Here is a 22,392-nt window from a genome sequence, read left to right on the forward strand (position 1 = left end):
GACAGGCGAAGCCCCGGGGCGCAGCCGCATCCCCCCTCCCCTGTCACAAACGGCAGCCGCACGCGGCGTGTTGCGACAGGGGAGCCCCGGCGGCCCGTCAGTCGATCGCGACGAGCGCCGCGCGGCGGGGCCGGACGATGGGGTCCTGGTACCGGGCCGGGGTGACGGTGATGTCGGTCTGGTCGTCGAACCAGCTGCCCGCGCCGCGACGGCCGACCACCTTGCGCGCGGTGAGGATGCCCCAGACGAGCGGTGCGCCGACGGCGAGCGCGACGGCCCCCGTGGGCGAGCGGTCCTCGCGGCCGAGCACGGCCTTGCGCTGCCACGCCTCGTGCAGCGCGCCCCCGCGAGCCGTCGGGACGAACCGCGGCGGCAGCAGGCCGCGCCGGCGCAGCGAGACGAGCTGCTCGACGTCGGACCACCACGTCGACTGCTCGGGGGCGTGGAAGTAGTTGTCGGCGAGCCACTGCGCGTTCGGGTGCCGGAACCGGCGGGCGATCACGTCCTCGGCACTGCCCTGCACGCCGCTGCCGTTGAACACGGTGTTGAGGTGCGTCTTCGAGACGCCGAACGTGTCGAGGGCGATGACGGGGACCCCCATCGCCATGGCTTCGATCGCCGCCGTCGAGCTGACCGTGACGAGCCCCTCGGCGTTCGCGAGCGCGTGCGCCATCGGCTCGTGCGAGAAGACGAGGTTGTCGGGCCGGTCCCGCAGCAGTTCGGTCAGCTCGGTGCGCTCGTAGTGCGTCTCGGTCTCGCCGAGCTCGGGGCGGGAGCGCAGTTTCACGACGACGCGCCGCGCCGGGTCGGCGAGGGCCGCGGCCCGCAGGATGCCCGCGATGGCGACCCGGTCGGCGGGCTCGCGCGGGACGATCGCCTGCGCCGCGAAGACCAGGTCGGTGCCGCCCTCGGAGCGGCGGGCGGGCCGCGCGAACGGCAGGGTCGCGAGCCCCACGCGCAGTTCGATGCCGAGCCGCTGCGCGAGGTGACGGAAGGCCCGTCGCTCGCGCTGCGAGTGGACGATCATCAGGTCGCAGTGCTTGCGGTACATCGCGGCCCCGCGCTGCGCGGGGATCGAGATTCCCGGCAGTCCCGACACGACGACGGGCCGCGGCGCGACGCGGTCGATCTGACGCATCACGAGCCGCACGAACGGGCCGCGTCCGCCGATGACGACGACGTCGGGCCGGTCCTTCGCGAGCCAGGCTGCGATGTCGTCGCAGGCCAGGCGGGTGACCGCCTCGGGACGGATGCCGGTGCCCGCCAACGCCGCATGCTCCTGCGCCACGCTCACCGTGAGCGGCGTCTTCACGAGCAGCAGGTGGGGGTCCACCGACGGCGCGGAGTCGATGAGCGCCGCCGACCACTTCACGAAGGAGTCGGCGTCGGCGATCGCGACGACGCGCAGGCGCCCCGGACGGTCACCGCGCATGGTCATGCCGGAACGCGGCGCAGCTTCGCCATGGGGGCGAGCTCACCCTCGTAGATGCGCTTCACCCCGTCGCCGAGAGCCGTCTCGATGACGCGGATGTCGCGGACGAGGTGCTCGAGACCGGTCGGCTCGAGCGAGGCGGCGTGGTCGGAACCCCACATCGTGCGGTCGAGGGTGATGTGGCGCTCGACGGCGACCGCGCCGAGGGCGACGGCGGCGAGGGAGATCTGCAGGCCGCGCTCGTGTCCCGAGTACCCGACGGGGATGCCGGCGTAGCGGTCGCGGAGCGAGGCGATCATCTTGATGTTCGCCTCCTCGGGCTCCATCGGGTAGGTCGATGTCGCGTGCATGAGCACCGTGCGGTCGGTGCCGAGCACCTCGAGCGCGCGGTCGATCTGCTCGATCGTGGACATGCCCGTCGAGAGGATGACCGGCTTGCCCGTGGCACGCAGTGCCTCGAGCAGCTCGATGTCGGTGAGGCTCGCCGAGGCGACCTTGTGCGCGACGACGCCGAGGTCCTCGAGGAACTCGACGCTCGGGACGTCCCACGGCGACGCGAACCAGTCGAGGCCGCGCATCGTGGCGTGGTCGCCGATCTCGATGTACTGGTCGCGGTCGAACTCGACGCGGTAGCGGTACTCGAGGTAGGTCATCGTGCCCCACGGGGTCTCGCGGGGGGTGTCGCGCATGTGCGCGGGCGTCGCGATCTCGGGGGTGCGCTTCTGGAACTTGACCGCGTTCGCGCCGGCGTCGGCGGCGACGTCGATCAGACGCTTGGCGAGCTCGACGTCGCCGTTGTGGTTGAGGCCGATCTCGGCGATGACGTACACGGGGTGTCCGCCGCCGAGTACGTGGTTTCCGATGGTCACCGTCATGGCGAGTCCTTTCGTCGTTAGTCCCCTCAGCGTCGGTTCCGACCGTGAATGACGGATGAACCCCGGGTGGCGAGGACCGGACGATCGGCTGTCGGGTGGGGGCGTCAGCGTGCGGCGAGGACGCGGTCGGCCAGTTCGCGCACCGCGCCGGCACCGCCGGGGCGCGTCAGCACGACGCGCGCCGCAGCGACCACCTCGGGCCGGGCGTCGGCGACGGCGACGGGCCAGCCGACGAGCGCCATCGCCGGCAGGTCGTTGACGTCGTTGCCGAGGTAGGCCGTCTCGGCGAGGTCGACGCCGCGGTCGGCCGCCCACTGCCGCAACACACTCGCCTTGTCGTCGACGCCGTGGATCACCTCGACCTGCAGCTTCTCGGCGCGGGCACGGACGACCGCGTTCCGCTCAGTCGAGAGGATCAGCACCGGCACTCCGGCTCGCCGGAGCAGCGCGACCCCCATGCCGTCGGAGCGGCTGACGCGCACGTGCTCGGTGCCGGCGGCATCCACCCACGCGGAGTCGTCGGTGTGGACGCCGTCGAAGTCGGTCACGACGACCCGCGCGGCAAGCGGTTCGGCGGGCTCGAGCAGGTGCGCGAGGGTCTGCGCGGTGCGCAGTTGCGCCGGGTCGTCGATCTCGATCGCGGCCGCCTCGGGGACCTCGACGATCCCGGTCCGGCCGAAGAAGCGGTGCCGGGCCTCCCGGAACCCGTCGGTCGTGAAGACGTAGAACGCGCCCGTCTCGACGTAGTGCGGGTCGCGGTCCTGCCGGCGCGGGCGATGTGCGGCGTCGTGACCGAGAGCGGATGCCGCACCGGCGGCATCCCTCCGCCAGACGAACTCGTAGCTCTCGCGCGCCGAGAACACGCTGTCGGCGCGGCCGTCCCGCACGAGCGCGACCGCCTCGCCGAGGGCGGCGGCGGGGATGAAGGGGCTCGTCGCCTGCAGGAACGCCGTCACCCGCGGGGTGATCCCCTCGGCCGCGAGGGTGTCGAGGGCGTGCAGCAGCGCACTCTCGGAGCTGGCCTGGTCGCCGGAGATGTCGGCGGGACGGTCGACGCCGCGCGCCCCGGCGGCGCGCGCGGCGTCGGCGATGGCGGCGTCGTCGGTCGAGACGACGACGAGGTCGATCGCGCCGGAGGTCAGCGCGGCACGGACGGCGCGCGCGACGAGCGGGATGCCGCCGACGCGGGCGACGTTCTTGCCCGGCACGCCTTTCGACCCGCCGCGGGCGGGGATGATCGCGATCGTCTGGGCGCTGCTCGGTGTCACGTCATCCTCCTCGCAGGGCCTTCCAGGCCCGCTTGCCCCGGCGCTGCGCGCCGCGGAGCGCGAGCTGCAGCTCTGTGATGCGACTCGCGCCGTCGCGCTGCCCGAGCGCACGCGAGAACAGGCCGGGCGTGCCGCCGCCGGGCAGCGCGAGCGAGGTCAGGCGCGTGCGGGCGAAATATCGGGAGCGCTCGGCGGCGGGCGCCGATGCGAGGAACTCCTCGGCGCGCGGCCGCAGGTGCGCGGCGATGACCGGCTGCATGGCGTACCCGACGGCATCGACGAGCAGCTGCATCCGCTCTCCCGGGTAGGGCGAGTCCGGACGGGTGAGCGCGTCGATGATCGTGACCGGGATGCGGTTGCCGTTCTCGAACGGGGTGAGTCGCTGCAGCAGCAGATCGGTGCCGACGGCGCCGATGGGCAGGCCGGTCAGCGCCTGCAGCGTGGGCAGGGCCGTCGAGAAGCCGGCGACCGCGCCGACGAACGGCAGCCGCACGGCGAGGACCTCGGCGGGGGTGCCGCCGCGGAAGACGGTGAAGCTCACCCCGCGCGCGGCGGCGTGCGCTGCGAGGTCGTCGATGAGGGCGGGGGCCGACGACGGATGCGGCTTGAACACGATCGAGCCCGGGCGCCACTCGAGCGCACGGTCGATCATGTCGCACTGCATCCGCAGCTCCTCGTCGGCCGAGATGAGCTTCAGCGCCGAGAGGTACTGCCCGAGCACGAGCGCCGGGCGATCGAGCTGCACGAGCGCATCGATCTCGGGGTCGTCCGTCGCGGCGGCGACCTCGTCGACGACCGCGCGGAGGGCTGCGGGTGGCACGGGCACTCGAGCGGCAACGGGGAACAGCAGCGGCTCGACGCCCCGCACGGTGTCGGCGTAGACGACGGCGGTGACCCGGCTCGCGACGGTGTGCGGCCAGCGGTTGCGGATCGGCGAGTACGTCATGAGACCGTCGCCGACGATCGACACGTCGGCACCGGCGAACACGTCGATGAACACCCGCGACGGCGCGACCTGCGGGCTTTGCAGGAACAGCTCGACGTCCGCGTGGCCGATCCCCCAGGCCTCGCGCAAGAGGCGCTCGAGGACGGGAGCCGCATTCGCGGTCACACGCCAGTGCGGCGGGCGTTCGGGGGCGAGCAGCTCGTTCAGGTCGACGACGCGGTCGAACCGCGCGCGGAGGGTGTCCAGGTGCGCGGCGTCCCCTATGCTCGGGCCGGCTTCGGGGATGATCGCCGCGTTGACGGCGACGAGGATGCGCCCCGACGGGGATGCCGGGATCGCCCCGGCATCCATCGCCGCGACGGCGGTCATGAGTCCGTACGCGGAGTTGAGGACGAAGATCTGGGTCATGCGGTGCGCACCTCGCGCACGAGGCGCGCAAGGATGCGGCGACGGCGGTCCGACAGCCGCGACAGCGCCGGGTCGATCTGCTCGGCCGGGATGGCCCGCAGCAGGTCACGGATGCCGGTGCGCAGCGCCGTGCGGTCGGCGGTCGACATCGCCCGCGCGCGGAACAGGTGGTAGGCGCACACCGACATCGTCGTGGTCGCGATCTTGGGAAGGAAGCGGTCGGCCTCGTCGTCGGCCTCGACGACCCGGATCGCCTCCGCGAACGCCGGGAGGAAGTCGAGCTGGCGACGGTCGAGCACCTGGGTGAGCGAGGTGGTGACCCCGCGGCGATACAGGATCGCGGGGGCGTCGACGACGGCGAACGACGCGGCCCGCAGGTGCAGGCGCCAGATCCACGGGCGGTCCTCGGCCGTGAACAGGCCCGGCTCGAAGTGCGCGAGACCCTGATCCAGCACCCGCCGGTGAAACATGCCCGCCCAGGCATAGGGGTAGTCGACCATCGTCGTCTCGTCGGCCGGCATGATCGCCTCGCGCGGCGACACCACCCGCCCGCGGCGGCCGTGCGGCGCCCGCATCAGGCGTCGACGCCCGTCGGTGTCGGTGACGTGGTCGGTGCGGACGAAGTCGCATTCCAGCCGGCTCATCGAGTCGACGAGGCTCTCGAGGCGCTCGGGGTGCATCCAATCGTCGCCGTCGACGAAGCAGAAGAAATCGGTGTCGACGAGGTCGAGTCCCTGGTTGCGCGCCGCGGCGAGGCCGACGGGCTGCGGGTTGGAGATGATCTCGACGTGGGGCATGTCGCGCGCGAAGTGCTGCACCTGCGCGCGGGTGTCGTCGGTCGAGCCGTCGTCGATGACCACGAGGCGCAGGCGACCCGGGTCCTCGAACTGGCGTCCGAGGGTCGTGACGGTCGTGCCGATGTACGGGCCGGCGTCTTTCGCCGGCAGGATGACGGTCACGATCGGTGAGGACACGCCGCGATCCAAACAAGCGGGCGTAACCGGAAGGTGGCCTCCGGGTGAACGATCGTGGTCGCGCGCTCAGGAGAGCCCGAAGGCCGCGAGCTCCTCGTCGGTCAGCATCCGGGACCGGATGAGGAACCGCATCCCCGTCGGCCCTTCGACCGAGAAGCCGGCACCGCGCCCGGGGACGACGTCGATCGTGAGGTGCGTGTACTTCCAGTACTCGAACTGGGATGCCGACATGTAGACCTCGATCGGATCGTCGAGACCCGCGTCGATCTCGCCGAGCTTCACGTCGCCGGGGCCGGTGAGGAACATGCCCACGGGGTAGCACATGGGACTGCTGCCGTCGCAGCATCCGCCCGACTGATGGAACATCAGCGGACCGTGCTGCGCGGTGAGGGTGCGCAGCAGGGCCGCCGCCTCGTCGGAGACGGCGACCCTGCTGTAGGTGGTGTCGGTCATGGGGTGACGGCTCAGAAGAAGCCCATCGCGCCTTCGGCGTACGACACGAGGAGGTTCTTCGTCTGCTGGTAGTGGTCGAGCATCCGGAGGTGGTTCTCGCGCCCGATGCCCGACTGCTTGTACCCGCCGAACGCGGCGTGGGCGGGGTACTGGTGGTACGTGTTCGTCCACACGCGGCCCGCCTCGATCGCGCGACCGGCGCGGTAGGCGATGTCGCCCGAGCGGCTCCACACGCCGGCGCCGAGCCCGTACAGGGTGTCGTTGGCCATCGAGATCGCGTCGTCGAAGTCGTCGAAGCTCGTCACCGACAGCACCGGGCCGAAGATCTCCTCCTGGAAGATGCGCATGTCGTTCGTGCCCTCGAACACCGTCGGGGCGACGTAGTAGCCGCCGCTCAGGTCACCGCCGAGGTCGACCCGCTCGCCGCCGGTGAGCAGCTTCGCGCCGCCCTGCTTTCCGATGTCGATGTAGCTGAGGATCTTCTCCAGCTGGTCGTTGGATGCCTGGGCCCCGATCATCGTGGCCGGGTCGAGAGGGTTGCCCTGCACGACCTTCGACACCCGCTCGAGCCCGTCGGCGAGGAACGAGTCGTAGATCGACCGCTGGATGAGCGAGCGCGACGGACAGGTGCAGACCTCGCCCTGGTTGAGCGCGAACAGCGTGAACCCTTCGAGTGCCTTGTCGTAGTAGGCGTCGTCGGTCGAGCGGGCGACGTCCTCGAAGAAGAGGTTGGGGCTCTTGCCTCCGAGCTCGAGGGTGACGGGGATGAGGTTCTGCGACGCGTACTGCATGATGAGGCGCCCGGTCGTGGTCTCGCCGGTGAACGCGATCTTGCGGATGCGCTTGTGCGAGGCCAGCGGGGCCCCCGCCTCGATGCCGAACCCGTTGACGATGTTCACGACGCCGGCGGGCAGCAGGTCGCCGATGATCTCGAACAGGAACAGGATGGATGCCGGGGTCTGCTCGGCGGGCTTGAGCACGACGCAGTTGCCGGCCGCCAGGGCGGGGGCGAGTTTCCACGTCGCCATGAGGATCGGGAAGTTCCACGGGATGATCTGGCCGACCACACCCAGCGGCTCGTGGAAGTGGTACGCCACGGTGTCGTCGTCGAGCTGGCTGAGCGTGCCCTCCTGTGCGCGGAGGACGCCCGCGAAGTAGCGGAAGTGGTCGACGGCGAGCGGGATGTCGGCGGCGAGCGTCTCGCGGACCGGCTTGCCGTTCTCCCACGTCTCGGCGACGGCGATCTTCTCGAGGTTCTCCTCGATGCGGTCGGCGATCTTGTTGAGGATGACGGCGCGCTCGGCGGGCGTGGTCTTCTTCCACGACGCGAACGCCTTCCACGCGACGTCGACCGCGCGGTCGATGTCCTCGACGGTGCCGCGGCCGACCTCGCAGAACGGCTTGCCGGTGACGGGGGTGATGTTCTCGAAGTACTGGCCCTTGATCGGGTCGACGAACTCGCCGCCGATGTAGTGGCCGTAGCGCGCCCGGTACTCCGCGACCGCGCCCCGTTGGCCGGGTGCGGCGTAGACGCTCGAGACGCCCTCTTCGACGATGGTCATGCTGTCTCCTTCGACGGACATGGATGCGGCGTCAGCGCCGCGGATCGGATGCCGGGCACGCTACGCCGCGCAACGTTGCATCCGGTTGCGCCCCGGCATCCCTCCGTCCCCGCCTTCGCCTGTCGCAACACGCCGCGGCGGCCTGCCGTTCGCGACAGGGGAACGGCGCGTCAGGCGGTGAGGGCGTCGAGCCGGGCGACGAGCCCGGGGCGGCGCGGCGAGCGCGGCGGCAGCATGCGCAGGCACAGGCGGAGCACCTCGGCATCCTCCCGCCCGTCGGCGCTGTCGGCGTAGGCGAGCAGCGCTTCGACGCCGGCCTCGCCGATCATCGTCTCGCGCAGGGTGGCCCGCACCGACGTGCGCAGCTCCTCCACCCCGGGCGCGACGGAGTCCGGCAGCACCGGTCCGGTGTACGCGGCGAGCGCGACGCGGTGCGCCCCGCGGTCGAGCAGCGACACGACGTGCTGCACGTCTGTCTCGAGCTCCGCCGGCAGCCGGTACGGACGCGAGAGCGGCACGAGCTGAGGTGCCTGCTTCTCGAGCACCCTGCGCAGCCGCACCATCTCGGGACGCAGGGTCTCGACCGCGGGCTCGCCGTAGACGAGGTCGGCGAGCGCCTCGGCCGACAGGCCTTCCCGGTGGCTGGCGAGCATGAGCAGGATCTCCGCGTGTCGTGCGCTGAGCTCGACGACGGATGCCGCGGCATCCCCCTCCGTCTCGAGCAGCGCCCGGTCGCGCCCCAGCACCCGCAGGGTCGCGTGCCGGACGGTCGCGGCGCGGGGGGCTCGGCGCCGGGGCGCCTCGGCGCGGGAGCGCAGCCGTCCGACGAGCAGCTCGCTCTCGATGGCGCGCGCCGTCGCGTCGACGAGCAGCTGCGCCTGCGGCGTGACGGCCTCGCTGCCGCCGGTGACGTCGATCACCCCGAGGAGGCGCCGGGTCTCGGGGTCGTGGACCGGCGCCGCGGTGCACGACCACGGCTGTACGAAGCGGTTGAAGTGCTCGGCCTGCCGGATCTGCACCGCCCGGTCGAGCGCGAGCGCCGTACCGGGCGCCGAGGTGCCGACGGATGCCTCGGCCCAGTCCGCGCCGGCGACGAATCCCATATCGCCGGTGAGGGTGCGCACCCCGCGGTCGCCCTCGACCCAGAGGAGGCGACCCGAGGCATCCCCGACCGCGACGATGACACCTGAGTCCTCGGCGGAACCGGGCAGCAGGAGCGATCGCACCATCTCCATGACCCCGGCGAGCGGATGCGCCCGCCGGTAGGCCTCGAGCTCGTCGGCGGTCATGTCGAGGCGCGGGAGCCCTTCGGCGGCGGCATCCGAGGCGATCGACCGGCGCCACGACTCCCGGACGAGCGGCCGGACGTCCTCGAGCCGCGGATCCCCGGCGTTGCCGGCGAGGAGTTCCTCGTGCGCGCGCTCGATCAGCAGGCGCGAGGTGGCGGGCGCGACCTCGACCCGGGCGGACCACGGCGAACTCATGGGGCTCCGATCATCGTCGAAGGAGCGGTGCCGGTCAGTCTAGGTCGACCCGTCCGGGAGCGACAGTGCGGGGGCGGCCCGTGGCGAGGCGACCACCCGCGCTCGCCTGTCACGACACGCCGTCGCCGGCCGCAGATCGTGACAGGCGAGCGGCCCCGGGGCCCCGCCGCCGGGCCATGATGAAGGCATGAGCTCCGCGAAGTCCGTCGCCGCCGTCGTCGTCCGTCGCCTGACGCGGTGGGGCACGGCATCCGTCGTCGTCGGCGGCGCGCTCGCGCTGTTCCCGCGCACCCGCGCATTCGGCCTGCAGAACCTGATGTGGGGCACGATCGACGCCGGTCTCGCGGCGTTCACCCGCCGTCAGCGGAGCGTCCCGAAGAAGCGGATGCTGCGCCGCATCCTCCTGGTGAACGCGGCGCTCGACGTCGGTTACGTCGCCACCGGCGCCCACCTCGCGGCGCGTACGCCCTCGTTCGGGGGGCGCCTGAGCCGGGCGGATGCGCGCGGACACGGTCTCGCGATCGTCCTCCAGGGCGCCGCGCTCTTCGTCATCGACCTCACCGCGGCCCGACGCCTCTGACGTCGGCCTTGCGCCGATCGTTCCGTCTGTGTCAAGGTTGCTTTACAGTAAAGCGACCTTGACACATCGGAGGACATCATGGCCGGCATCGGCGGCACCGCGCCACAGCTCGACCGCGCGCGATGGGGCCGCCTGCGCGGCGGCAGCCGCACCCCCGCCATGGCCATCGCGATCCCGGCCGGCCTCGTGCTCGCCGTCGCGGTCGGCGTCATCGCCGGCGCGATGTGGGACACCCCCACCCCTCCGTTCGTCGTCGGGATCGGTTTCACCGTCGTCACGCTGCCGGCTCTCGTCGGCCTCGCGTGGGCGTTCCTCGTCGATCGCGACACGATCCGCGGCGCGATCGACCGGCCCGAGGAATCCATCGAAGGCGCCTGGTACGACAAGGCCGCGCAGGGGGCCTTCTCGGACACGCTGCTGATCACGGGACTCGGCACGACCTTCTTCGCCATCACCAGCATCCGCATCGACATGCTCATCGCCCTGATCGGCGTGCTCGTCGTCGCAATGGGCAGCTGCGGCATCCGCTATCTGATCGCGCGACGTCGGGGCTGAGCGTGCAGAACTCCCTGCCCGCACTTCGTCAGGACCGCGGCTGGTCGCAGCAGCGCCTCGCCGACGAGCTCGGCGTCTCGCGCCAGACGATCATCTCCATCGAACGCGGGCGCTTCGACCCCAGCCTGCCGCTCGCGTTCCGCATCGCCCGCCTGTTCGAGACGACGATCGAGACCGTGTTCGAGCCGGACGGGGAGTGACCCGCCGCGTGCACGGGCTCAGCTCCGCGCGGCCCACCACTCGCGCAGGCGCTGCTCGGCGGCATCCGCTCCGATGACCCCCTCGTCGAGGCGGATGTCCAGCAGAAACCGGTACGCCTCGCCGACCTCGCGACCGGGACGGATGCCGAGGACCTCCTGGATCCGGTTGCCGTCGAGCTCGGGACGCATCGCGTCGAGCTCCTCCTGCTCGGCGAGCGCGGCGATGCGCGATTCGATGTCGTCGTAGGCGGTTCGCAGCCGCGTCGCCTTGCGCTTGTTGCGGGTCGTCACGTCGGCGCGCGTGAGGATGTGCAGCCGCTCGAGCTGATCGCCCGCGTCGCGGACGTACCGCCGCACCGCCGAGTCCGTCCACGCGCCCTCGGCGTACCCGAAGAAGCGCAGGTGCTGCTCGATGAGCTGACACACGGCATCCGTCGTCGCACCGTCGAACCGCAGCGCCTGCAGCCGCTTGCGCGCCATCCGCGCGCCCTTAACGTCGTGGTGGTGGAAGCTGACCGCACCGCCCGGCTCGAGCTTGCGGGTCGCGGGCTTCCCGATGTCGTGCAGGAGCGCGGCGAGGCGGAGGGTCACGTCGGGCGCCTGACCCGGGTGCCGCTGCTTCTCGAGGTCGATCGCCTGCGCGAGCACCGTGAGCGAGTGCTCGTACACGTCCTTGTGATGGTGGTGCTCGTCGACCTCGAGCCGCAGGGCCGGGACCTCGGGCAGGAAGAGCGCCATGAGGCCGGTGTCGACGAGCAGACGGATGCCGCGGTCCGGCGCATCCGTCGACAGGAGCTTCACGAGCTCGCCTTGGATGCGCTCGGGGCTCACGATCGACAGGCTCGGCGCGAGCCGGGTCATCGCCTCGAGCGTCGCGGGGTGCACGTCCATGCCGAGCTGGCTCGCGAAGCGGGCGGCGCGCAGCATCCGGAGCGGGTCGTCGCCGAAGCTGACGTCCGGGTCGGTGGGGGTGCGCAGCGAGCCACCGACGAGGTCCTCGACGCCACCGGTCGGGTCGACGAGCGACGGCCCCGGGATGCGGAGCGCCATCGCGTTGACCGTGAAGTCGCGGCGCACGAGGTCCTGCTCGAGGGTGTCGCCGAACTCGACGGTCGGCTTGCGCGTCGCGCCGTCGTAGCTGTCGGCGCGGTAGGTCGTGATCTCGACCTGCTCGCCCCGGATCTTCGCGCCGATCGTGCCGAACGCACGACCGATGTCCCACGTCGCCGTCGCGAGCGGTTTCACGATGCGCAGGATGTCGTCGGGTCGCGCGTTCGTCGTGTAGTCGAGGTCGTTGACCGTGCGGCCGAGCAGCGCGTCGCGGACGGGTCCGCCGACGATCGCGAGCTCGAACCCGGCATCCGCGAACGCGCGGGCGAGCGTGGCCGACACGGGAGCCTCGGCGAGCGCGCCCAGGCGCGCGAGACCCTCGGCCATGTTCAGCATGCCTACGAGCCTACCGACGGCATCCGCCGCTCCCGCCTCACCGAGAAGGCATCACACCACGCGCAGGAACCCCGTGAACGCCAGCTCGCGCACGCGCGGCAGCAGGTCGGCACGGAGCGCGGCGGCATCCACCTCGAGCAGGTCGGCGATCGCGTCGATGAGCACGCCGAGCGGCAGGTCGCCGTCGCACGCGCCGACGAGGGCGGCGAGCGCGGGGTCGACGTTCAGCACACGCCCGAACCCGGCGCCCTGGCGCAGCTCGATCACCGAGGGTTCCTCGGCGCCCGGGCGGTGGTGGCGGGCTTCGGTGACGTCCGACGCCACGACCGCGGTCGCCTCGGCCAGTCCGTCGTCGTCGAGGAGCCCGAGGCGGTCCCACGCCGCGAGCGCGGCCCCCAGGTGCGGCCCCAGGGCCCCGGGGACCGGCTGGGTGACGCGCTCGTAGCGGGCGAGGGGCGGCATCCCGATCGGCGTCCGTCGCAGCAGCAGGTACCCGAACCCGACCGCCGTCACCCCGCGCGCGGCGAAGTCCGCGAGCCACGCGTCGATGAGGCGGGCGTAGTCGGGGCTCCCCGGCGCGGTGCCGCCGTCGCGCACCCACAGTTCGGCGTACGCGAGCGGGTCGAGCTGCTCGCGTTCCACGATCCACGCGTCGAGCGGGTGAGCGGATGCCGCGACCCACTCCCGCACGCGGTCGAGACCGTCCTGCCCCTCGCGGTACTCCCAGTTGCCGAGCAGCTGCGCCGTCCCGCCGGGGGCGAGCACCCCGCCGACGCCCGACACGAACGCCGCGACGAGGTCGTCGCCCGCGAAACCGGCATCCCGGTACTCGTACTCGGGCACCCCGGCGACGCGCGGCGTGATGACGAACGGGGGATTCGAGACGACGCGGTCGAACTCCTCGCCCGCGACGGGCTCGAACAGGCTGCCGTGGCGCACCTCGATCGCGTCGACGTCGTTGAGCGCGGCGTTCAGCAGCGTGAACCGCAGCGCCCGCTCCGACACGTCGGTCGCGACGACGCTCGACGCGCTCCGCCGCGCCCGCAGGGCCTGGATGCCGCATCCCGTCCCGACATCGAGTACGCGCCGCGCGGGGGTGTCGAGCTGCAGACCGGCGAGCGTGAGCGAGGCGCCGCCGACCCCGAGGACGTGCCCGGTCGGCAGCGCGCCGCCCAGCGCCGCCTCGTCGAGGTCGCTCACGATCCACCACCACCCCGAGCCGGCGGCATCCGTGTAGTCCTGCGGGCGCAGCAGCACGAGCGGTGTCGCGGTGCCGCCCTCGACCCGCACGATCCCGAGCGTCACGAGACCCGCGGCGCCTGTGGTCGGCAGTGCGCGGTCGAGGTCCGCGGCCGGCGCGGCGTCGCCGAGGAAGAGCGTCCGGCACAGCACCGCGAGCGCGTCGGTGCGTCCCGCGAGGGCGCGGCGGGCGGGGGCGAGCAGGCCGCGGCCGATCGCGTCGTCGGCGAGCGGCCCCCACGCGGTCCGGACGGCGTCGGCCGTGTACCCGGCGGCGGCGAGGTCGGCGCGGAGCGCGGCGGTCGTGGACGGGTCGGGATGCCGGATGTCGCTCACCGTCCCATTCAACCGGCCTCGGGGCCCAATCAGGGGCTCCGCAGGACGGGGACCCTAGAATCACTCCCGATGGTGCGGTCATCGATCGCACGGGAATCGACCTCTTCATGACCTTCATCTCGCCTGCTCCGGGCCGACGTCCGCCTCGCCGATCCCGGTGGCTGCGTGCGGCGGCGGCAGCGACGGCCGCGATCGCCCTCGCCGCCCCGGCCCCGGCGGCCTTCGCCGCGGTCGACGACGCACCCGACGAGACCGTCACCGCCACCCTCGCGCCGAGCGCGGGCGGGGTGCTCCCCGCATCCGGCGATCTGTCCCTGACGCTCACGGCCGACAACCCGGGCCCGGACGCCGTCCCCGCCGGCGCGGCGACCGTGGGGATCGGAGCCGATCCCCTCGTGTCGACCGCGGCGATCGCGTCATGGCTCGACAGCGGCTCCACGGGAGCGTCGTTCGACGACCTGGGCGAGATCGCGATGCCCGAGGTCGCGTCCGAGCAGTCGGCATCCGCTTCGCTCACGATCGACGCGGGTGACGCCCCCATCGACGACCTCGACCCGGGGGTGTACCCCGTCCGCGCTGTCTACGGCACCGATGAGGACAGCCTCCGCGCGCGGACCGTCCTCGTCGTCCCCGACACCGGCGCACCGGCTCGTCAGATCGGCGTCGTCGTCCCCATCACCGCGGGACCGCAGTCCACCGGCGTCCTCAGCTCCGAACAACTCGCCGAACTCACCGCCGAGGGAGGCGACCTGCGCGAGCAGGTGGATGCCGTGACGGGCACGCCGGCGATCCTCGCCGTGGATCCTGCGATCACCGCCTCGATCCGCGCCCTGGGCTCCGCGGCGCCGGCCGACGCGGTCGCGTGGCTCGACGACCTGATCGCGCTCCCGAACGACCGGTTCGCGCTGCAGTACGGCGACGCCGATCTCGCCGCGCAGATCGGCGCGGGTGAGGCATCCCCCCTCCGGCCGGTCTCGTTCGCGGCCTACCTCGACCCGGCGAACTTCGGGGCCCCCGCGGTCGACGGCGAGGCGACCCCGACCCCGACGCCGACCCCCGAGGAACCGATCCTCCCCACGCTCGAGGAGCTGTTCGACGTCGGCGCCGACCGCGACAGCGTCTACTGGCCCGCGACCGGAACGGCGGGCGCCGAGACCGTCGCGGCCCTGAGCGCCGGCACGGGCGGCGACGACGCGCCCGTCACGCTCTTGCCGAGCTCGGTGGTGCGATCGGATGCCGGGGCGCACGCGGTCTCGGTCGACACCGACCTGCTCGTCTACGACGCCGGCCTCTCCCGCCTGCTCGAGGACGCCTCCGCGACCGATGCCGACACCGCCCGCGGAGCGCTCCTGGCGGAATTCACGGCGCGGGCGGCCGTGGGCGACCTCGCCGACCCCCTGCTCGTCACGGTCGACCGCGCGAACGGTCGGTCCCAGGCCGCCCTGCGCGAGGCGATCGACGCGGCGACCGGGCTCCCCGGCTGGACGGCGACAGACCTCGACGGCCTCCTCGCGACTCCCGCCGCCGCGGTGGACGTCGACTCCGTGCCCGCCGACCAGGACCGCGTCGCGGTGATCGACGGGTTCCGCGCCGCGCAGGGCGGTCTGCAGCGCATCTCGGGTGTGCTCGACGACCCGACGCTGCTCACCTCGTCGGAGCGGGCGACCGAGCTGCAGCTGCTCGGCAACGCGTGGCTCGACGACCGCGAGGGATGGGATGCCGCCATTCAGGCGCAGCGCGAGCGCATTGCCACGTGGACCGACGGCGTCGCCCTCGTCCTCGGCGGCCCCATCACCCTCGCCGGAAGCTCCGCCCCCCTCGTCTTCACCGTTCGCAACGACCTGCCGTGGCCGGCCCGTGTCGACCTGCTCGCCTCGCCCGGCGACGCGCGTCTGGTGATCGAGTCGACGACCGAGGTCGAGATCGGCGCCCAGCAGACCAGCCGCGTCGCGATCCCCGTCTCCGCCCTTGTAGGCAGCGGCGAATCCTCCGTCGACCTGCAGCTGCGCACCCCGTCCGGCGTCGAGATCGGGCGGAGCGAGACCGTCGAGGTGTCGGTGCGCGCCGAATGGGAGTCGGTGGCCCTCGTCATCCTCATCGTCCTCGTGTCCGCCCTCCTCGTCTTCGGTGTCGTCCGGACGGTCCGACGGCGCAAGCGGATGCCGGTGGCCCCCTGATGGCCGGCCTCGGACGCGCGAGCGCCACCGTCGCCGCCGGCACGATGGCGTCCCGCATCACGGGACTCATCCGCAACATCGTGCTGGCGGCGGCCCTCCCGGTCGTCGCCGGCGGCGCGGCCGACGCCTTCGCGGTCGCGAACGCGCTCCCCAACACGGTGTTCAACCTGATCTCGTCCGGCCTTCTCGCCGGCGTCATCGTGCCGCAGATCGTGAAGGCGGTACGGACGCACGACGACCGCGGTGACGCGTTCGTCTCCAAGCTGCTCACCCTGGGGATGGTCGTCCTCACCGCGGTCACGGTGATCGCAGTGATCGCGGCGCCGCTGCTGATCCTGCTCTACGGCGGACAGTTCTCGCCCGAGAAGCAGGCCCTGACACTCGCCCTCGCCTACTGGTGCATCCCGCAGGTCCTCTTCTACGGCCTGTACGCCCTCGTGGGCGAGGTGCTCAACGCGAATCGGGTGTTCGGACCCTTCGCGTGGTCCCCGATCGTCAACAACCTCGTGTCGATCGTGGGCTTCGGCGCGTTCATCTGGATCTTCGGGCCTCATCAGGAGGTCACCGGATGGACCCCGGGCATGGTGGCGCTCCTCGGCGGCACCGCGACTCTCGGCATCGTCGTTCAGGCCCTGATCCTGCTTCTCTTCTGGCGTCGTGCGGGTCTGCGCGTCCGCCCGGACTTCCAGTGGCGTGGTCTCGGCCTGGGTGACATCGGTCGTCTCGCCGGGTGGACCTTCCTGATGGTCGTCGTCGGTCAGGTGGCGGGGGTGTTCCAGGTCAACATCGTCGGTGCCGCGTCCGGAACCGGCGCAGCGAATGCGAGCCTGCAGTTCGCCTGGCTGCTGTTCATGCTGCCGTTCTCCGTCATCGTGCTCTCCCTCGGCACCCCGTACTACACACGGCTCAGCGAGCACGTCGCGGAAGGACGCACCGACGAGGTGACGCGGGATCTCGCGTCGTTGACCCGCACGGTCGGCATCTTCATGGTGGGCGTGCTCGCGGCCATCGTGGCCGCGATCGTCCCCCTCTCCCGCATCTTCACCGACAGCTCCGAGAATGCCGTCGCGTTCGCGGCCGTCCTCGCCGCCTATCTCGTCGCACTGCTGCCGCTGTCGTTCCAGTTCGGGCTGCAGCGCACGTTCTACGCGTTGAAGGACACCCGTACGCCCTTCTTCTACACGCTCGTCCAGGCCGTCCTCGTCATCGTCTCCGCCCTCACCGCTGCTGCGCTGCTGCGCGGCGGGGTCCTGCCCGTGACGCTGCTGGCCGTGGCCATCGCGCTCGGCCAGTCGGTGGCGAACATCGTGCAGTTCTCGCTCGCCGTCTCGCTGCTGCGGCGCAAGATCGGTCCGCTGGGATTGGGTGGGGCCGCTCGCGCCGTGCTGCGCTTCCTCCTCGCGGCGATTCCGGCTGCGGGTGCCGGCGTCGCCGTCTTCCTTCTCACGGGCGGCGTCTCGGGATGGACGGTGACGAACGGCCTTTTCGGCTTCCTCGGCGCCGCGCTCATCGGCGGTGTCACGCTGCTCGTGTACGGCGGCATCCTGGCCCTGTTCCGCACTCCCGAGCTGGGCGTCGCGTTCCGTGCCGTCCGCCGCTTCCTGCCGGGCCGGTGAGCCCCCGGTCCGTGGAATGCCACGCGGCTACCATGGGTTGAACTGTCCGGGCGCGAACATCGCCCAGACGAAGAGAGGATTCATCGTGCGCAAGGTCATCATCATCGGCTCGGGTCCGGCGGGCTACACCGCGGCGATCTACGCGGCGCGCGCGAACTTGTCGCCCCTCGTCGTCGCCAGCTCGGTCGATGCCGGCGGAGAGCTGATGAACACGACCGAGGTCGAGAACTTCCCCGGGTTTCCCGAGGGCATCATGGGCCCCGACCTCATGACCAAGATGCAGGAGCAGGCCGAGAAGTTCGGCGCCGAGGTCGTCTATGACGACGTCGTGTCGCTCGACGTCTCGGGCGACATCAAGACCGTCACGCTCGGCCGCGGCGAGACGCACGAGGCCGAGGCGATCGTGTTCGCCACGGGTTCCGCGCCCCGCAAGATCGGCATCGAGGGTGAATCCCGGCTGTCGGGCCGCGGCGTCTCGTACTGCGCCACGTGCGACGGGTTCTTCTTCCGCGAGAAGGTCATCGCCGTCGTCGGCGGCGGCGACTCCGCGATGGAGGAGGCGACGTTCCTCACGAAGTTCGCCTCGAAGGTCTACGTGATCCACCGTCGCGACGAGCTGCGCGCCTCGAAGATCATGCAGGACCGCGCCAAGGCCAACGAGAAGATCGAGTTCGTCTGGAACGCCGAGGTCGTCGACGTCCTGGGTGAGGATGCCGTGACCGGCGTGCGTCTGCGCGACACCGTCGACGGGTCCGAGCGCGACCTCGCCCTCGACGGCGTGTTCGTCGCGATCGGCTACGACCCCCGCACGCACCTCGTGCACAACGTCCTCGACATCACCGAGCACGGCACCGTGTGGGTCGACGGCCGCACCTCGAAGACCTCCGTCCCCGGAGTCTTCGCCGCCGGCGACGTCATCGACCCGACCTACCGCCAGGCCGTCACCGCGGCCGGCAGCGGCACGGTCGCCGCCCTCGACCTCGAGCACTACCTCGCGGCGCGCGGCGACGCGGGTGCCCCCGCGCAGGACGGTGCACTGATCGACGGGCTGCCGACCCCCGCCTGAGCGCGGAACAATTGCGGCATCCGCTGCGTTTTCCCCTCTGACACCCACGTGTCGATTCCTAAGGAGACAGACATATGACCGCCAAGGCCACGAGTGAGAGCACCTGGCAGCAGGACGTCATCGACGCCGAAGGCCCCGTTCTGGTGGACTTCTGGGCGGCGTGGTGCGGACCCTGTCGCATGGTCGGCCCCATCCTCGACGAGATCCAGACCGAGAACCCCGAGAAGATCACGGTTCTGAAGCTCAACGTCGACGAGAACCCGCAGCTCGCCATGGAGTACCAGATCACGTCGATCCCGGCGATGAAGGTCTTCCACAAGGGCCAGGTCGAGAAGACGATCATCGGCGCGAAGCCGAAGTTCGCCCTCGAGCAGGACCTCGCCGACTACATCGGCTGAGCACCCCACGTCACGAAGGACCCGCGCGACTCCGGTCGCCGGGTCCTTCGTCGTTTCCGCGCCGACGGAACAGCCGCGACCACCACGACGGACGGGACGTGAGTTCCCACGCGCGTCGACCCGCGTCGGTGCGTTCCCTCCGGCGCGCACCCGGCAGATCCGCGATGTCGGCACGGCCCCGGACGAGGTCCTCGACGACCGCCGGCAGACGCAAGGCCCGGGTGAGGTGACCGGGGAGGTCGTCATCGTTGTCGCAGCGGCGAAGGTGCTCGAACGTCGCCCGCGTCACCCGCAACTCGTCGAGCACGGGCCGGTCGTCGGCGAGGTCCGACATCCGCTCGATGGCGGCCGTGCGCAGCATCCGCTGCACCTCCCCCGTCCATCCCTCCTCCGATAGCACCGGCACCCATCGTGCCGGCCACGACAGCTTGAGATCCGGGACGCCACGCCCCCGCATGCGCTCGTCCTCCGGCAGCGCCGCGAGTCCGGCGGCGCTGAACACCTCCATCGTGAGGCCCGTCCGCGTGCGGGTGAGCGCGACGACGGGGCGCTGAGCCGGCGGCCAGGAGTTCCGGACGTGCTCGTGCGCCACGACGATGGCCGCTCCGTCGACCTCGGCGACGGTGACGGATGCCTCGAGCTGCTGGGCGAGCGAGGTGAGACCGGTCACGCGCTCGCCCATCAGCACGTAGACCCGGAACGGCACGTCTCGGATCGGTGACGACGACGGCGGCGGCGGGTCCGCGGCATCCCGTCTGCGCCCGACGAGGAAGAGACCGTCGGACTCGAGCAGCACATCGGCCGACCATTCCGCGGCGAGGGAGTCCAGTGTCGGCTCCGGGGCGGTGCTCGTGACCGTGCCGTCGGACGCGATGACCATCTGGCCGTCGGGCGTGAGCGCCACGCGCGCGATCACGGTGCCGTCCTCGTCGCCGACGACGGCGGGGATCATCCGCTCCCGGAGGGCGGCGCGCACCGCGTCGATGGTGACGACTGTCTGAGACGGAGCGATGTCGATCGACGCGATCGTCAGTTCGTCCATCGGCGACGTTTCACGTGGAACAGTCAGGAGGCTCGGACCGAGACGTTCCACGTCCGGTGCGGCTCGCTGCCGAGCAGGCGCCAGACCGCCGCACTCAGCGCGGGGTAGTCCAGGGCGATCTGTCGCAGCACACGGTAGTTCCGCGCCTGGGTCGGGCGCTGTCCGCCGTCGGCCGCGATGTTCTCGGCCCGCAGGGTGAGCACGACCAGCTCGTCGACCGAGGGGAGATCCTCCATGAAAGCCCAGGGATCCTCACCGTCGCGCAGACGCTCCTCGACCAGCACCGACAACTCGTCGGACGCCTCCGCGCGCAGCACCTCGAGGCTCGCGCGTCGGGGGAGGTTGGGGCGATCACTCACCCCTCCAGCCTACGCTCGCCTCCCCACGTCCGGCCCCGATCAGGAGCCGCCGAACTCCGTCTCGCCGAGCTCGCCGAGGATGCGGTTGAGATCCTGGATCGTCGCGAAATCGATGCTGATCTGGCCTTTCCGCGCTGTCAGCGAGATCTTCACCTTGGTGTTGAGCCGGTCCCCCAGCCGCTCCGCGACGTCGTCGAGGTGCGCGCGGCGCGTGCCGGCCTTGGGGAGCGGGCGCACCCGATTGCCGATCGTCTTGGCGGCTGCCTCCGCGGCGCGCACCGAGAGATCCTCGTTCACGATCTTGTCGGCCAGGCGCTGCATGTGGTCGGCGTCGTCGACCGAGAGAATCGCGCGGGCGTGGCCGGCGCTGAGCACGCCGGCAGCGACGCGCTGCTGCACGGGCACGGGGAGCTTGAGCAGACGGATCGTGTTGCTGATCTGCGGACGCGACCGCCCGATGCGCGTCGCAAGCTCCTCCTGGGTGATCCCGAAGTCCTCGAGGAGCTGCTGGTAGGCGGACGCCTCTTCGAGCGGGTTGAGCTGCGAACGGTGCAGGTTCTCGAGCAGCGCGTCGCGCAGCAGGTGCTCGTCCTCGGTCTCGCGCAGGACCGCCGGGATCGCGGTCAGCCCGGCTTCGCGGGCAGCGCGTGTGCGGCGCTCGCCCATGATGAGCTCGTACGCGCCGTCCTCGTTGCGTCGCACGACGACGGGCTGCAGCACACCGAACTCCCGGACGCTGTGCACGAGCTCGGCGAGGTCGTCCGCGTCGAAGTTCGTGCGCGGCTGGCGCGGGTTGGGGACGATCTCGTTCGGGTCGACCTCGATCAGACGCGTTCCGGGGACGGCGACGAGCTCGTCCTCCCCCGCCGGAGTCTCCGCGGGTGCGGCATCCTGGTTCGATCCGTCGGCGTCGGCCGCAGGCAGCGACGCTCCGGGGAAGAACACGTCGACGGGACGCGCCTCCGTCGAATCCTGCGTGGGGATGAGGGCTCCGATGCCCCGGCCCAGTCCGGTTCGCTTGGCCATCAGTGGGCTCCTTCTTCTGAGTTCTGTGCGAGACCGCGCCGCGCGATCTCGACCGCCGCCTCGCGGTACGCCACGGCGCCCGCGGACTGTCCGTCATAGGCGATGACCGTCTGCCCGAAGCTCGGGGCCTCGGACACACGGACCGACCGCGGGATGACGGTGGTCAGCACCCGGTCGGGGAAGTGCGTGCGCACCTCGTCGGCGACCTGCTGCGCGAGTCGGGTCCGCCCGTCGTACATGGTCAGCAGGATGGTCGACAGGTGCAGGGCCGGGTTGAGGTGCTTCTGGATCATCGAGACGCTGCCGAGCAGCTGGCTCAGTCCCTCGAGCGCGTAGTACTCGCACTGGATCGGAATGAGGACCTCGGTCGCGGCCGTGAAAGCGTTGATGGTGAGGAGTCCGAGCGACGGCGGGCAGTCGATGAACACGAAATCGACGTGGTTTTCCGCCAGATAGGTCTCCAGGGCCGTCCGCAGACGATGCTCTCGCGCGACCTGCGAGACGAGCTCGATCTCCGCGCCGGCGAGATGGATGGTCGACGGCGCACAGAGGAGATTCGGGGACTCCGGGCTCGTCTGGATCACGTCCGCGAGCGGCTCCTCATCGATGAGGACGTCGTAGATGCTCGCGACATCGGCGCTGTGCGGGATGCCGAGCGCCGTCGACGAGTTCCCCTGCGGGTCGAGGTCGATGACGAGCACGCGCGCCCCGACGGAGGCGAGCCCCGCCGCGAGATTGACGGTCGTCGTGGTCTTCCCCACGCCGCCCTTCTGGTTCGACACCGTGAAGACGCGGGTGGAGCCGTCGAACTCGACCTTCACCTCGGCGAGGACCTTCCTGCGCGACGTCAGATCCGCCAATTCGCGGGCGATCGGACTGTCGTCGAAAGAGAAGGGTGCGGGAGAGGTGGTGTTCTCCGAATCCGGCACCTGTTACTCCTGTCGTGTCGA

Annotated in this window: 21 protein-coding genes; 7 read left to right on the forward strand and 14 right to left on the reverse strand. The window is 71.5% G+C overall.

All coding sequences use genetic code 11. The features are described 5' to 3' along the window. Positions 1-97: 97 nt before the first annotated feature. The 8 genes from AYL44_RS08195 to AYL44_RS08230 form a co-directional block, all read right to left on the reverse strand. Complete coding sequence (locus AYL44_RS08195) at positions 98-1,438, reverse strand: DUF6716 putative glycosyltransferase (RefSeq protein WP_157532598.1); 1,341 nt, start codon at positions 1,436-1,438, stop codon at positions 98-100. Continuing rightward, positions 1,435-2,307 (reverse strand): N-acetylneuraminate synthase family protein, encoded by an 873-nt coding sequence (locus AYL44_RS08200; protein ID WP_064002785.1) that lies wholly within the window; start codon positions 2,305-2,307, stop codon positions 1,435-1,437. Before AYL44_RS08200 ends, AYL44_RS08195 begins: the two co-directional genes overlap by 4 nt. Before the next feature lie 104 nt (positions 2,308-2,411). Further along, positions 2,412-3,575: an acylneuraminate cytidylyltransferase gene (locus tag AYL44_RS08205; protein ID WP_064002786.1), complete on the reverse strand. Its 1,164-nt coding sequence runs from the start codon at positions 3,573-3,575 to the stop codon at positions 2,412-2,414. Position 3,576: 1 nt separating this feature from the next. Continuing rightward, positions 3,577-4,929 (reverse strand): polysialyltransferase family glycosyltransferase, encoded by a 1,353-nt coding sequence (locus AYL44_RS08210; protein WP_064002787.1) that lies wholly within the window; start codon positions 4,927-4,929, stop codon positions 3,577-3,579. After that, positions 4,926-5,903: a glycosyltransferase family 2 protein gene (locus AYL44_RS08215; RefSeq protein ID WP_231872756.1), complete on the reverse strand. Its 978-nt coding sequence runs from the start codon at positions 5,901-5,903 to the stop codon at positions 4,926-4,928. Before AYL44_RS08215 ends, AYL44_RS08210 begins: the two co-directional genes overlap by 4 nt. 66 nt (positions 5,904-5,969) lie before the next feature. Continuing rightward, positions 5,970-6,356, reverse strand: a complete 387-nt coding sequence (locus AYL44_RS08220; RefSeq protein ID WP_064002789.1) for a DUF779 domain-containing protein — start codon at positions 6,354-6,356, stop codon at positions 5,970-5,972. A gap of 11 nt (positions 6,357-6,367) precedes the next feature. Next, on the reverse strand, positions 6,368-7,918 hold the full coding sequence (locus AYL44_RS08225) for an aldehyde dehydrogenase family protein (protein WP_064002790.1): 1,551 nt from the start codon (positions 7,916-7,918) through the stop codon (positions 6,368-6,370). Between the two features lie 170 nt (positions 7,919-8,088). After that, the gene (locus AYL44_RS08230; RefSeq protein WP_064002791.1) at positions 8,089-9,402 is read right to left on the reverse strand and encodes a GAF domain-containing protein; all 1,314 of its coding nucleotides are present in this window, start codon (positions 9,400-9,402) and stop codon (positions 8,089-8,091) included. 187 nt (positions 9,403-9,589) lie between these two features. Here AYL44_RS08230 and AYL44_RS08235 point away from each other — a divergent pair, with 187 nt between their 5' ends. The 3 genes from AYL44_RS08235 to AYL44_RS08245 all read left to right on the forward strand — a co-directional run bounded on the left by AYL44_RS08235 (position 9,590) and on the right by AYL44_RS08245 (position 10,737). After that, a complete protein-coding gene (locus AYL44_RS08235; protein ID WP_064002792.1) occupies positions 9,590-9,982 on the forward strand; it encodes a DUF6992 family protein in 393 nt (130 codons plus the stop codon). Positions 9,983-10,060: 78 nt separating this feature from the next. Beyond that, positions 10,061-10,537 carry a hypothetical protein gene (locus AYL44_RS08240; protein WP_064002793.1) on the forward strand — a complete coding sequence of 159 codons (477 nt, stop codon included), beginning with the start codon at positions 10,061-10,063 and terminating at the stop codon, positions 10,535-10,537. A 2-nt stretch (positions 10,538-10,539) separates the two neighbouring features. Next, entirely contained in the window at positions 10,540-10,737 is a 198-nt protein-coding gene (locus AYL44_RS08245; RefSeq protein WP_064002794.1) for a helix-turn-helix transcriptional regulator, read from the forward strand. Positions 10,738-10,755: 18 nt separating this feature from the next. On the opposite strand, the gene AYL44_RS08250 is transcribed toward AYL44_RS08245, so the two are convergent. Together AYL44_RS08250 and AYL44_RS08255 are read right to left on the reverse strand one after the other, a co-directional pair. Beyond that, positions 10,756-12,183: a CCA tRNA nucleotidyltransferase gene (locus AYL44_RS08250; RefSeq protein WP_064002795.1), complete on the reverse strand. Its 1,428-nt coding sequence runs from the start codon at positions 12,181-12,183 to the stop codon at positions 10,756-10,758. A 51-nt stretch (positions 12,184-12,234) separates the two neighbouring features. Then, positions 12,235-13,758: a DUF7059 domain-containing protein gene (locus AYL44_RS08255; protein ID WP_064002796.1), complete on the reverse strand. Its 1,524-nt coding sequence runs from the start codon at positions 13,756-13,758 to the stop codon at positions 12,235-12,237. 107 nt (positions 13,759-13,865) lie between these two features. On the opposite strand from AYL44_RS08255, the gene AYL44_RS08260 reads away from it, so the two are divergent. From AYL44_RS08260 to trxA, 4 genes are all read left to right on the forward strand, one after another. Continuing rightward, on the forward strand, positions 13,866-15,935 hold the full coding sequence (locus AYL44_RS08260) for a DUF6049 family protein (RefSeq protein WP_064002797.1): 2,070 nt from the start codon (positions 13,866-13,868) through the stop codon (positions 15,933-15,935). Continuing rightward, positions 15,935-17,551: a murein biosynthesis integral membrane protein MurJ gene (gene murJ, locus AYL44_RS08265; RefSeq protein WP_064002798.1), complete on the forward strand. Its 1,617-nt coding sequence runs from the start codon at positions 15,935-15,937 to the stop codon at positions 17,549-17,551. The genes AYL44_RS08260 and murJ overlap by 1 nt, the downstream gene beginning before the upstream one ends. An 85-nt stretch (positions 17,552-17,636) precedes the next feature. Beyond that, positions 17,637-18,617 carry a thioredoxin-disulfide reductase gene (gene trxB / locus AYL44_RS08270; protein WP_064002799.1) on the forward strand — a complete coding sequence of 327 codons (981 nt, stop codon included), beginning with the start codon at positions 17,637-17,639 and terminating at the stop codon, positions 18,615-18,617. A gap of 74 nt (positions 18,618-18,691) precedes the next feature. Then, positions 18,692-19,015, forward strand: coding sequence for a thioredoxin (gene trxA / locus AYL44_RS08275; RefSeq protein WP_064002800.1), 324 nt, complete (start codon positions 18,692-18,694; stop codon positions 19,013-19,015). Positions 19,016-19,025: 10 nt separating this feature from the next. Here trxA and AYL44_RS08280 read toward each other — a convergent pair whose 3' ends face one another. Genes AYL44_RS08280 through AYL44_RS08295 form a run of 4 tightly spaced genes read right to left on the reverse strand, consistent with a single transcriptional unit; the run spans position 19,026 to position 22,371 of the window. After that, positions 19,026-20,057, reverse strand: coding sequence for a hypothetical protein (locus AYL44_RS08280; RefSeq protein WP_064002801.1), 1,032 nt, complete (start codon positions 20,055-20,057; stop codon positions 19,026-19,028). Positions 20,058-20,080: 23 nt separating this feature from the next. Beyond that, on the reverse strand, positions 20,081-20,416 hold the full coding sequence (locus AYL44_RS08285; protein ID WP_064002802.1) for a hypothetical protein: 336 nt from the start codon (positions 20,414-20,416) through the stop codon (positions 20,081-20,083). Between the two features lie 39 nt (positions 20,417-20,455). Further along, positions 20,456-21,442: a ParB/RepB/Spo0J family partition protein gene (locus tag AYL44_RS08290; RefSeq protein WP_064002803.1), complete on the reverse strand. Its 987-nt coding sequence runs from the start codon at positions 21,440-21,442 to the stop codon at positions 20,456-20,458. Continuing rightward, the gene (locus tag AYL44_RS08295; protein WP_064002804.1) at positions 21,442-22,371 is read right to left on the reverse strand and encodes a ParA family protein; all 930 of its coding nucleotides are present in this window, start codon (positions 22,369-22,371) and stop codon (positions 21,442-21,444) included. The genes AYL44_RS08290 and AYL44_RS08295 overlap by 1 nt, the downstream gene beginning before the upstream one ends. Between the last annotated feature and the right edge of the window lie 21 nt (positions 22,372-22,392).

Source organism: Microbacterium oleivorans, assembly GCF_001644225.1.
Classification (GTDB): domain Bacteria; phylum Actinomycetota; class Actinomycetes; order Actinomycetales; family Microbacteriaceae; genus Microbacterium; species Microbacterium gawkjiense.

Excerpts from the sequence above, each read along its gene's own strand:
- AYL44_RS08195 (WP_157532598.1), bottom strand. The coding sequence starts at position 1,438 with ATGACCATGCGCGGTGACCGTCCGGGGCGCCTGCGCGTCGTCGCGATC.
- AYL44_RS08200 (WP_064002785.1), bottom strand. The coding sequence starts at position 2,307 with ATGACGGTGACCATCGGAAACCACGTACTCGGCGGCGGACACCCCGTG.
- AYL44_RS08210 (WP_064002787.1), bottom strand. The coding sequence starts at position 4,929 with ATGACCCAGATCTTCGTCCTCAACTCCGCGTACGGACTCATGACCGCC.
- AYL44_RS08220 (WP_064002789.1), bottom strand. The coding sequence starts at position 6,356 with ATGACCGACACCACCTACAGCAGGGTCGCCGTCTCCGACGAGGCGGCG.
- AYL44_RS08225 (WP_064002790.1), bottom strand. The coding sequence starts at position 7,918 with ATGACCATCGTCGAAGAGGGCGTCTCGAGCGTCTACGCCGCACCCGGC.
- AYL44_RS08230 (WP_064002791.1), bottom strand. The coding sequence starts at position 9,402 with ATGAGTTCGCCGTGGTCCGCCCGGGTCGAGGTCGCGCCCGCCACCTCG.
- AYL44_RS08235 (WP_064002792.1), top strand. The coding sequence starts at position 9,590 with ATGAGCTCCGCGAAGTCCGTCGCCGCCGTCGTCGTCCGTCGCCTGACG.
- AYL44_RS08240 (WP_064002793.1), top strand. The coding sequence starts at position 10,061 with ATGGCCGGCATCGGCGGCACCGCGCCACAGCTCGACCGCGCGCGATGG.
- AYL44_RS08250 (WP_064002795.1), bottom strand. The coding sequence starts at position 12,183 with ATGCTGAACATGGCCGAGGGTCTCGCGCGCCTGGGCGCGCTCGCCGAG.
- AYL44_RS08260 (WP_064002797.1), top strand. The coding sequence starts at position 13,866 with ATGACCTTCATCTCGCCTGCTCCGGGCCGACGTCCGCCTCGCCGATCC.
- murJ (WP_064002798.1), top strand. The coding sequence starts at position 15,935 with ATGGCCGGCCTCGGACGCGCGAGCGCCACCGTCGCCGCCGGCACGATG.
- trxA (WP_064002800.1), top strand. The coding sequence starts at position 18,692 with ATGACCGCCAAGGCCACGAGTGAGAGCACCTGGCAGCAGGACGTCATC.
- AYL44_RS08280 (WP_064002801.1), bottom strand. The coding sequence starts at position 20,057 with ATGGACGAACTGACGATCGCGTCGATCGACATCGCTCCGTCTCAGACA.
- AYL44_RS08290 (WP_064002803.1), bottom strand. The coding sequence starts at position 21,442 with ATGGCCAAGCGAACCGGACTGGGCCGGGGCATCGGAGCCCTCATCCCC.